14 protein-coding genes and 1 pseudogene are annotated in these 9,065 nt (G+C 63.0%); 12 read left to right on the top strand and 3 right to left on the bottom strand.

Annotated elements, in window-relative coordinates; genetic code table 11:
* The first annotated feature begins 475 nt into the window (after positions 1 to 475).
* From MHX52_RS10140 to arfB, 7 genes are all read left to right on the top strand, one after another.
* Positions 476 to 835 (top strand): helix-turn-helix transcriptional regulator, encoded by a 360-nt coding sequence (locus MHX52_RS10140; RefSeq protein ID WP_239318075.1) that lies wholly within the window; start codon positions 476 to 478, stop codon positions 833 to 835.
* The gene (locus MHX52_RS10135; RefSeq protein WP_239318073.1) at positions 832 to 2,724 is read left to right on the top strand and encodes a cation-translocating P-type ATPase; all 1,893 of its coding nucleotides are present in this window, start codon (positions 832 to 834) and stop codon (positions 2,722 to 2,724) included. The genes MHX52_RS10140 and MHX52_RS10135 overlap by 4 nt, the downstream gene beginning before the upstream one ends.
* Before the next feature lie 204 nt (positions 2,725 to 2,928).
* A complete protein-coding gene (locus MHX52_RS10130) occupies positions 2,929 to 3,093 on the top strand; it encodes a hypothetical protein (protein ID WP_005293242.1) in 165 nt (54 codons plus the stop codon).
* A gap of 162 nt (positions 3,094 to 3,255) precedes the next feature.
* Positions 3,256 to 3,501 carry a CopG family ribbon-helix-helix protein gene (locus MHX52_RS10125; RefSeq protein ID WP_080716819.1) on the top strand — a complete coding sequence of 82 codons (246 nt, stop codon included), beginning with the start codon at positions 3,256 to 3,258 and terminating at the stop codon, positions 3,499 to 3,501.
* A gap of 45 nt (positions 3,502 to 3,546) precedes the next feature.
* Complete coding sequence (locus MHX52_RS10120) at positions 3,547 to 3,897, top strand: VOC family protein (RefSeq protein WP_239318071.1); 351 nt, start codon at positions 3,547 to 3,549, stop codon at positions 3,895 to 3,897.
* Positions 3,898 to 3,945: 48 nt separating this feature from the next.
* Positions 3,946 to 4,203 carry a hypothetical protein gene (locus tag MHX52_RS10115; RefSeq protein WP_239318069.1) on the top strand — a complete coding sequence of 86 codons (258 nt, stop codon included), beginning with the start codon at positions 3,946 to 3,948 and terminating at the stop codon, positions 4,201 to 4,203.
* A 19-nt stretch (positions 4,204 to 4,222) separates the two neighbouring features.
* Positions 4,223 to 4,666 carry an alternative ribosome rescue aminoacyl-tRNA hydrolase ArfB gene (arfB, locus tag MHX52_RS10110; protein ID WP_239318068.1) on the top strand — a complete coding sequence of 148 codons (444 nt, stop codon included), beginning with the start codon at positions 4,223 to 4,225 and terminating at the stop codon, positions 4,664 to 4,666.
* Here the strand turns inward: arfB and MHX52_RS10105 are convergent.
* Entirely contained in the window at positions 4,663 to 4,932 is a 270-nt protein-coding gene (locus MHX52_RS10105; RefSeq protein WP_239318076.1) for a HigA family addiction module antitoxin, read from the bottom strand. The genes arfB and MHX52_RS10105 overlap by 4 nt on opposite strands.
* A gap of 34 nt (positions 4,933 to 4,966) precedes the next feature.
* A complete protein-coding gene (locus tag MHX52_RS10100; RefSeq protein WP_005290974.1) occupies positions 4,967 to 5,248 on the bottom strand; it encodes a type II toxin-antitoxin system RelE/ParE family toxin in 282 nt (93 codons plus the stop codon).
* A 121-nt stretch (positions 5,249 to 5,369) separates the two neighbouring features.
* Between MHX52_RS10100 and MHX52_RS10380 the strand changes: the two are divergent.
* Positions 5,370 to 5,615 (top strand): annotated as a pseudogene (locus MHX52_RS10380) (alkane 1-monooxygenase); the annotation flags it as partial.
* 46 nt (positions 5,616 to 5,661) lie between these two features.
* Here MHX52_RS10380 and MHX52_RS10090 read toward each other — a convergent pair.
* Positions 5,662 to 6,051, bottom strand: coding sequence for a heavy metal-responsive transcriptional regulator (locus MHX52_RS10090; protein WP_239318067.1), 390 nt, complete (start codon positions 6,049 to 6,051; stop codon positions 5,662 to 5,664).
* A gap of 98 nt (positions 6,052 to 6,149) precedes the next feature.
* Between MHX52_RS10090 and merA the strand changes: the two genes are divergently transcribed.
* The 4 genes from merA (at position 6,150) to MHX52_RS10450 (ending at position 8,978) form a co-directional block, all read left to right on the top strand.
* The gene (merA, locus tag MHX52_RS10085) at positions 6,150 to 7,571 is read left to right on the top strand and encodes a mercury(II) reductase (protein ID WP_239318066.1); all 1,422 of its coding nucleotides are present in this window, start codon (positions 6,150 to 6,152) and stop codon (positions 7,569 to 7,571) included.
* On the top strand, positions 7,568 to 7,918 hold the full coding sequence (locus MHX52_RS10080) for a hypothetical protein (protein ID WP_034970986.1): 351 nt from the start codon (positions 7,568 to 7,570) through the stop codon (positions 7,916 to 7,918). Before merA ends, MHX52_RS10080 begins: the two co-directional genes overlap by 4 nt.
* A gap of 191 nt (positions 7,919 to 8,109) precedes the next feature.
* A complete protein-coding gene (locus MHX52_RS10455) occupies positions 8,110 to 8,499 on the top strand; it encodes a peptide chain release factor I (RefSeq protein WP_370642251.1) in 390 nt (129 codons plus the stop codon).
* Positions 8,500 to 8,750: 251 nt separating this feature from the next.
* The gene (locus tag MHX52_RS10450) at positions 8,751 to 8,978 is read left to right on the top strand and encodes a type IIL restriction-modification enzyme MmeI (RefSeq protein WP_370642250.1); all 228 of its coding nucleotides are present in this window, start codon (positions 8,751 to 8,753) and stop codon (positions 8,976 to 8,978) included.
* Positions 8,979 to 9,065 lie beyond the last annotated feature (87 nt).

Genomic DNA, 9,065 nt, shown 5'->3' with positions numbered 1-9,065 from the left:
ATGATCGCGTCGATTTCGCCGCGTTCAAAGGACGCCACCATGGCGTCGTAGTCGGGGCGAGCCACATTCTTCTTTGACGCGGAAATGGACTGATCGACGTAGTTATGTCCTATGTCCAACGTGCAAGCCACGCTGCTTTGCAATGGCTTCACAGTCCTGACGCTGCCGGTCGATGGTGAGGCCATCCACGTCAGCGTCTCGTGAGATACGAAGGTAAATAGGAGCGCGTGTTGTCAAACGCTATTAATAAGGCCCTTAGCTACACATTGAACTTAAACTCGACGGTATGTAGTTGCAAAGTTACTTTCTCGAGAACCTCGCCGCCCACGTCGCTCCCGCGTTGGGTGGCAGCCGAACCACAAAGGATCAGTCATCTGCTATCCCATCGACTAATTCTTGCAGGTCGCAGGACCTTTGCGTAACTGTCAGTTCAGCGCATTTTGAATAGTTCAGCACACGATGTATTGTTCAGCACATGCTGACCATTGCTTCACGCCTCGACGTCATGAACCGGCTCGGCCGGGCCATGGCGGATCCGACGCGCTCCAGAATCCTGATCACCCTACTCGACGGCCCGAGCTACCCGGCCGTGCTCTCGCGCGACCTGGGCCTGACCCGCTCGAACGTCTCGAACCACCTGACCTGCTTGCGTGACTGCGGCATCGTCGTCGCCGAGCCAAAGGGCCGCAAGACACGCTACGAAATCGCCGATCCGCACCTCGCGACAGCGCTCAACGCGCTAGTGAACGCGACGTTGGCTGTCGACGAAAACGCCCCGTGCATCGACCCTGAGTGCTCGGTGCCCGGCTGCGACGGAAAAGGAGCGGACGCATGAGTTCAGCATGTGGATGCGAACACGAACCAGCCACGGAGATCGAAGATCTCGATCGGCCATGGTGGAAGGACCCCGAGTTGCTACTGCCGATCTTCTCCGGCGTAGCCCTCTGCATAGGATTGGCACTGGGCTGGTCCGGGCTAGAGACACCCGCGACAGTACTGTTCTGGGTCAGCCTGCTGCTAGGGGCGTATACGTTCGCGCCCGGCGCTATCCGGAACCTTGCCACGAAGCGCAAGCTCGGCATTGGTTTGCTGATGACGATCAGCGCGGTCGGCGCGGTGATCCTCGGTTACGTCGGGGAGGCCGCGGCGTTAGCGTTCCTGTACTCGATCGCCGAGGCACTGGAAGACAAGGCGATGGACCGGGCCCAGGGCGGACTGCGGGCACTGTTGAAATTGGTACCGCAGACCGCGACGGTGCTGCGCGACGGTACGGCGGTTGAGGTCTCAGCGAAGGACCTCGTGGCTGGCGAGCTGATGCTCGTGCGCCCCGGAGAGCGGATCGCCACGGATGGCATCATTCGGTCTGGGCGCTCCAGCCTTGACACCTCAGCGATCACCGGCGAATCCATTCCGGAGGAGGTTGCGCCCGGCGACGAGGTGCCCGCGGGAGCAATCAACTCCGCCGGCGTGCTGGAGGTCGAGACGACCGCAGCTGGAACGGACAACTCGCTGACCACACTCGTGGACCTGGTCGAGCAGGCGCAGGCGGAAAAGGGCGACCGCGCCCGGATCGCCGACCGAATTGCCCAACCCCTAGTGCCCGGGGTGATGATCCTGGCGGTGCTGGTCGGCGTGATCGGCTCGCTGCTGGGCGACCCCGAGACGTGGATCACCCGCGCGTTGGTGGTCCTGGTCGCAGCATCCCCGTGTGCGCTGGCAATCTCCGTGCCGCTGACGGTCGTAGCCGCCATCGGCGCGGCCAGCCAGTTCGGCGTGGTCATCAAGTCCGGCGCGGCGTTCGAGCGACTCGGTGGCATCCGTCACCTGGCGGTGGACAAGACCGGAACCCTTACCCGCAACCAGCCCGAGGTTACCGACGTGGTCCCGGCAGACGGATTCGATCCGGCGCAGGTGCTTGCCTTCGCGGCGGCAGTTGAGCAGCAATCGACGCACCCCCTCGCTGCGGCGATCGCGGCAGCGGTGCCCGAAGCGCCCGCCGCCCAGGACATCAGCGAGGAAGCCGGACATGGCATCGGCGGCACTGTCGAAGGTCGACGGGTGCTGGTGGGCAGCCCCCGGTGGATCGACGCCGGGCCACTAAAGGCAGACGTTGAGCGCATGGAGTCCGAGGGCCAGACCTGCGTCCTTGTCACCGTCGATGACGCCCTCTCTGGGGCGATCGGGGTCCGCGACGAGCTGCGGCCCGAGGTGCCCGAAGCCGTGCAGACCCTGCACGCCAACGACGTGGAAGTGAGCATGCTCACCGGCGACAACACTCGCACCGCCCGGGCGCTGGCTGAAATCGCCGGAATCGACGACGTGCGCGCCGAGCTTCGCCCAGAGGACAAGGCAAGCATCGTCGCCGAACTCTCCTCCAAGACGCCGACGGCGATGATTGGCGACGGCATCAACGACGCTCCTGCGCTGGCGAGCGCGACGGTGGGCATAGCGATGGGAGCGACCGGCTCTGACGCCGCGATCGAGTCCGCTGACGTCGCCTTCACCGGCCACGACCTCCGACTGATCCCGCAGGCGCTGCAGCACGCCCGTCGAGGCAGCAGGATTATTAACCAGAACATCGTGCTGTCTCTGGCCATCATCATCGTGTTGATGCCGCTGGCGATCAGCGGCGTGCTGGGTCTGGCCGCCGTCGTATTGGTTCACGAGGTCGCTGAAGTCATTGTCATCTTGAACGGCCTGCGGGCTGCGCAAGCGAAGCGCTGAGACACACCTTCGCCCAGCGCGCTGGCTCTCCAGCGCGGATCTTGGAAGGATCGAGCTGCTCAGGGACCAAGCGTCGCCTCAAAACTTTTGCTGCCGAGCTTCATCGACACGGTCCGCGACTACCTGGGCAGTGTGTTTGGCAAAGAGCCCCACACCCATCAGGGTTGACGATCCGTCGCCGGTCCAGTTGCCATAACCGACTAGATGCAGATTCTTCACTGCGGTTTCGCGGCCACGCATGAGGTGGCGGAATGGACTGAGGGCCGGACGGAAACCAGTGCACCAGATCAGATGGTCGTGGTCGAGCTCGCTCAAGCTATCGAAGATGGGGGTAGCGGTGAGCTGGCCGGAGTCGCGGAGCTCACGTAAATGAGGAAGCGCGACAATGTCCCCGAGGTTCGGGCCGGAATCGCCACCGAGAATCCGGCGGTGGCTGCCCGCGTTAAACGTTGAACTTGAACTCCACGGATTGTCGAAAGACTATAACCTCCCCCGAGCCGCCAAGCCCTTTTCCGTATTACGATTATGTTCATGAAAACTATCAACGGAAAGCCAGTCAGCGAAGAGCAAATCGATGCGTGGGTAACCGAAGCCGAGAAAGGCTACGACGTAGAAATACTTCGTCGACGAGGAAGGAAACCTCGCAACGAAGATACTGCGAAGGTTATCTCCATTCGGCTCTCTCCTCGCGAAATCTTGGACCTCGACAAATACGCAGCCGCCCACGGATGGTCACGGTCCCAGGCAATCCGCGAAGCGCTAAAGAATGCTATTTAGAAATGCACGTAGCAAGCGTCAGATCCCATCCTCATAATAGAGACCATGAATGATGCCAATCTCACGATCCGGCAGATCACCTTCGACTGCCACGATCCCTCAAAGCTCGCCAAGTTTTGGTCCGCCGCAACCGGATGCGAAATCGCCGCGGATTACGGCGATTTTGTGATGGTTGATTCCACCCCGGCGCTGGGATTTCAGCGCGTCAAGGATCCGACACCTGGGAAAAACCGCATGCACATCGACGTTGGCGGGGCGGAGCGCGAAACTTCAATAGAACGCCTCAAAGACCTAGGCGCTACCGAACTCACCACCCACGAGGCGCCGGGATTGGTGTGGACTGTCATGCAGGACCCGGAAGGCAACGAGTTCTGCGTGGGTAACCCCGGGGACTAGCTACACTACGCGGAGCGTCTCTAGGTCCAAGGCTGGCGTCAATCTGTGATGTCGCTAGCGGGAGACACAGTCAATGTCGCGAACTGCGCCCGTCAGGCTGCGGTGGATCAGGCGCAGAAAGCCACCGAGAAAATTCGCGACATGAACGACGACCGGCTACTTGCGAAGGCCGCTGAAATCGAAGCCCGACGGGAGAAGGAAGAGCAAAAAGCACTCGACTCAACCGACGACGAGAATAATTCTGAGGCTGAACCCCGTCCGTCGCGACGCGGCCTCCGCTTCCGCCGAGACAAGAACGACTCGTAGGGCACCTAGACTGGGCTGCATGAAAGACCTGACCATCGCGCCCGGCCCGGGGATCCCCGACGGTGCAGTCATCGCCGCTGCCGACCTAACGGAGCGGTTCGCGAAGTCGTCGGGTCCGGGCGGCCAGGGCGTCAACCCGACCGACAGCAAGGTCCAGCTTTCCATCGATATCGCTGAAAGCGCATCGCTTACCGACGCCCAACGCCGCCGCATCTTGCGCAACCTCGAGCACCGCTTGGACGGCTCCGTCCTCACCGTGTCTGCGTCGACCCAGCGGTCGCAGGTGCGCAACCGAGCTGAGGCACGCGAACGCATGGCCGCCCTGTTGCGCGAGGCCCTAGCTCCGCCCCCTCCCCCGCGGCACAAAACGAAGCCGACGAGGGGCTCGGTACGGCGTCGTCTCGAAGCGAAGAAACGGCGCTCGGAGTTGAAGTCGACGAGGCGACGGCCCCAAATTCCCTAGGTGCGGCCTGCCGAAGCAGCTTGGACCGGCTGAATCCGCTCGATCTCGGCGAGGATTTTGTCTTCTGCCACATCCAGGTCGTACTGGGTCTGCAACCCGAGCCAGAACTGGGGTCTCATCTCGAAAAACTTCGCTAGACGAAGGGCCGTGTCAGCGGTTACAGCGCGCTTACCGTGAACAATTTCGTTGATCCGGCGGGGCGGAACGCCGATGGAGACGGCGAGCTTGTGCTGGGTGATCCCCATTTCCTTGAGAAAGTCCTCCATGAGGATCTCACCGGGGTGAACCGGAGGGAGCTTGTCAGTGGTAGTCAACGATCTCAACCTCCTCTGGCCCCGCGGCGGACCACCGAAAACAGATCCGCCACTGGTCGTTGATTCGAATGCTGAACTGGCCCCGCCGATCACCTTTCAACGCCTCAAGCCGGTTTCCCGGGGGAATCCGTAACTCATCAAGAGTCTGCGCGTACCCCAGCTGGCGAAGCTTGCGCAGCGCTACTGAGTGAATGCGGGAATCGATCGAGCGAACCCGCTCTCGATTCCACAGACGCTCAGTGTCCTTGTCAGCGAACGACTGGATCATGCTTCACCCTATCCCCCATAACGCGAAGCGTCAATAACGTTACACGTTAAATTTGAACTCAACGGTATGTCGTTGCAAAGTTACCCCCTCTCGTTAACACCATCAAAAGGAGTGTTATCCAATGAAAGCGTTCGGCTTCTTAAGCTTCGGGCATTACGCCTTCGGCAGCTAGTGCGGGCCATCTGCGGAAAAGATCGCCAAGACTCGTCTGGAGATCACCCAGGCTGCGGACGAAATCGGCGTGAACAACGCGTCCTTCCGAGTCCACCACTTCGCGCTGCAGGCCTCCGCCCCGATGCCGCTGCTGTGTGCTATCGCGGCCACCACCAAAATCATCGAGGTGGGCACCGGCGGCATCGACATGCGCTAGCGCATATCGGGGTTGTAGCGTTTGAGTCATTGACTCCCGCCGTCTACAAGTACCTACACACTTGATCGATGCTGCACGTTTCAGGATCCGGGTGCGCGGCGTCCTGGCTAAGGTCCGCGATAGTGTCGCGCAGCACGGAGAGCTGCGCGATCTGCTGCTCGATCTCAGCGAGGCGCACGTCAAGCAGGTCGCGCACGTGCCCGCAGGGCGCATGGCCGCCATCGCGGATGTCGAGGATCTGGCGGATCCGGGCGAGGGTGAGGCCCGCGGCCTGGCCGCGGTGGATGAAGTCGATCCGAGCGACCATCTCGGGCGCGTAGTCGCGGTATCCGGACGGCGTGCGCTCGGTCGGGGGTAGAAGGCCCTGTTCCTCGTAGAAGCGAAGGGTCTTCGCGGTAGTGCCCGCCCTCTCGGCGAGTTCTCCGATCCACATTGCTGTCTCCCTCCGTGGCCGCGCTTGACCTTCCCCTGCACTGGAAGGTCCAGTATGGCTGAGACAGAGCAGAAAGCCAAGAGTTGACAGGAGTAGCGATGCCTACGAAGTACGATCTCGCCATCATCGGATCGGGAGGCGGCGCGTTCGCCGCTGCGATCCGCGCCAGCACGCTCGGGAAGTCGGTGGTGATGATCGAGCGCGGGACGCTCGGCGGCACCTGCGTGAACACGGGCTGCGTCCCGTCGAAGGCGCTCATTGCCGCGGCCGGCGCGCGGCACGTCGCGGTCGACGCCGCAACCCGGTTCCCCGGGATCGCGACGACGGCGGATCCCGTCGACATGCCCGCGCTGATCGCTGGGAAGCAAGCGTTGGTGGAGTCGCTGCGCGGCGAGAAGTACGCCGACGTCGCCGACTCCTACGGCTGGCAGGTCCTCCGCGGCGACGCCTCGTTCGTGGGCACCCCTGATGCGCCGGTTCTCGATGTTGCCGGATCCGACGGAAGCGTCGAGACCATCGAGGCCCACCACTACCTGGTCGCGACTGGTTCTCGCCCGTGGGCACCGCCGATCGACGGCCTGGAGGAGACCGGATACCTGACCTCGACCACGGCGATGGAGCTGACGGAGGTCCCCGAGTCGCTGCTGGTGCTCGGCGGCGGCTACGTCGCCCTGGAGCAGGCGCAGCTGTTCGCCCGCCTCGGCTCGCAGGTCACGCTGCTCGTGCGGTCCCGGCTCGCCTCGAAGGAGGAGCCGGAGGTGTCGAAGGCGCTCCAGGAGGTGTTCGCCGACGAGGGCATCCGCGTCGTCAGCCGCGCAGTGCCCACCCGGGTCTCCCGCGGCACGGGAGGCGAGGCCGTCGTGACCGCCGCCTTGTCCGGCGGCTCGCAGGAGTTCCGCGCCGACCAGGTCCTGGTCGCCCTCGGACGCCGTCCCGTCACCGATGGCCTGAACCTCGATGCGGTCGGGGTGAATACCGGAGACTCCGGTGAGGTGGTCGTCTCCGACCGGCTGCAGTCCTCGAACCCGCGGATCTGGGCCGCGGGCGACGTGACCGGGCACCCCGAGTTCGTCTACGTCGCCGCCCACCACGGCACCCTCGTCGCCGAGAACGCGTTCGCCGACGCCGACCGGTCCGTCGACTACGCCCGCCTGCCGCGGGTGACGTTCACCGGGCCCGCGATCGGCGCGGTCGGGATGACCGAGAAGGACGTCCTCGCCGCGGGGATCCGCTGCGACTGCCGCGTCCTGCCCCTGCACCACGTGCCCCGCGCCTTGGTGAACCGCGACACCCGCGGGTTCATCAAGATCGTCGTGAACGCCGAGACGAACGAGATCCTCGGCCTGACCGCCGTCGCCAAGGACGCCGGGGAGCTCGCCGCCGCAGGCGTCCACGTGCTCGGCAGGACCGTCGCCGAGGTCGCCAACGCCTGGGCCCCCTACCTGACCATGGCCGAGGGCATCCGGATCGCCGCGAAGGCCTTCACCACCGACCCGTCGCTGCTGTCGTGCTGCGCATGAACGGCAACACAGGCAATCGGGGAGATCTCATCCTGAAGCAGACGATCAGCGCCGATCAGGACCGCGACGAATGGCGCGCCGGTCCCGTCGTCGCTGCAGTGACCGGGCTGCTCTTGCTGGCATGCTGCGCGCTTCCGTCGCTGCTCTGCTGCGGCCTGCCGTTCATCGCGGCGGGCGGAGCACTTGCAGGCGTCGGTGGGCTCCTCGGTAATCCCTGGATCATCGGTGCCGGGACCGCCGTCGTGATGGCCGTCATGGCGGGGATGCTCGTCAGGCTACGGCGGCGGCACCGGCGCCGCAGGTCCGGCTGCTGCGAAAATCCTTCGACCGCTGATCGGAACCGGTAGTTCGAGGGATCCAGCGATCACTGCCACCTACGGAGGCCGCTGAAATCGAAGCCCGACGGGAGAAGGAGGAGCAAAAAGCGTTCGAATCAACCGGTGACGAGGATAATACTGAGGCTGGATCCCGGCCGTCGCGACGCGGTCTCCGCTTCCGCCGAGACGAGAAAGGGTTGTGGGCACCTAGGCTGGGCGGCATGAACGACCTGACCATAGCGCCCGGCCCGGGGATCCCCGACGGTGCGGTCATCGCCGCCGATCTCGCGGAGCGTTTCGCGAAATCGTCGACTCCAGGCGGCCAGGGCGTCAACACGACGGACGGCAAAGTCCAGCTTTCCATCGATGTCGCCGAATGCGCATCGCTTACCGACGCCCAGCGTCACCGTATCTCGCGCAACCTCGAGCACCGCCTAGACGGCTCCGTCTTTACCGTGACTGCGTCGACTCAGCGGTCTGTGTTTCGCTCCTGGTCCTCTCGCTTGCACCTGCGACACAGCCTCGTGTCCCCGGGCCGTAGCGTTCGGGGGAGCACAATAGTCCCAGTCCTCATCACGTCCCGGGATCAAAGAGTTCATCGCAGAGGTTAAGCACTACACGTTGAACTTGAACTCTACGGAGTGTCGGCGATAAATAACCATTTGATTCGCAAGTGCGGAAGTAGCAACGAAATACCGCTAAAACGGACAACGTGGGGGTGCACAGAAATAACATATAGGTTCTGCGGAAAACCTATAGGGATCGTCGCTATAAACCGCTGTGCGTGGAAACATAAAGGGTTTACGGACCCGGTCCCAGCCCCCTCAATACTCTGAGCCGGGAGAATGGAAAATGGAAGTCGATGTATCCCCACTATTCATTTTTCCGTTTTTCGGAGTACATCGGGAGCTACAACTGCGGACCAGCTCTGTGTGAACTAGATGAGAAGGCGCAGCAGCGAATCATCGACGCTGGACAGTTGGTACTGCGGGCCCGCGAGCGGCACCCCGAGGGGTCACTCGCGGAGCACTACAACCCGTTAGCGATGGACCAAACTCTGCTCAAGGCTCACGACGAATTGGACCGATAAGTAAATAAAGCTTTCGGTGTGGCACGCAAACTCACCAACGAGCGCCAGCGCCAGGAGCTACTGTTCGCCAGCTACGGGGAGTTGTCG

It is taken from the genome of Corynebacterium sp. ACRQJ (genome assembly GCF_022346045.1).
In the GTDB taxonomy this organism is placed as follows: Bacteria; Actinomycetota; Actinomycetes; order Mycobacteriales; family Mycobacteriaceae; genus Corynebacterium; species Corynebacterium evansiae.
This window is presented reverse-complemented; position numbering and strand designations above follow the sequence as displayed.